This is a genomic window from Thermorhabdus hydrogeniformans (genome assembly GCF_049310025.1).
Classification (GTDB): domain Bacteria; phylum Bacillota; class Thermosediminibacteria; order Thermosediminibacterales; family Tepidanaerobacteraceae; genus JBJYKD01.
The window spans coordinates 1-234 of the sequence record NZ_JBJYKD010000294.1; the positions used below are offsets into that span (position 1 = coordinate 1).

The window sequence follows — 234 nt, forward strand, 5'->3', positions numbered from 1 at the left end:
GTTCGGCTGCGGCAGTTCGAGTCCGGCGAACGAGCAGTAGTCCGCGGCCAGTCCGTTGTCGCCGCCGGAGCTGGAGTAAACCGACAGCTTCTTGCCCGTCAGCGGCGCCGAGACCGACGCAATTTTCATCATCTCCAGGAACTGCGGGATCGTGTCGGTGGTGATCACGCCGAGCCGCCGGAACAGGGCATCATAATACTCGTTCTGACCGGCGAGCGAGCTCGTGTGGCTCGC

General features: G+C 63.7%; 1 pseudogene. It reads right to left on the bottom strand.

Annotated features, from left to right (window positions below):
* Positions 1-234: pseudogene (locus ACKX14_RS16485) on the bottom strand (acetate--CoA ligase family protein); the annotation flags it as partial.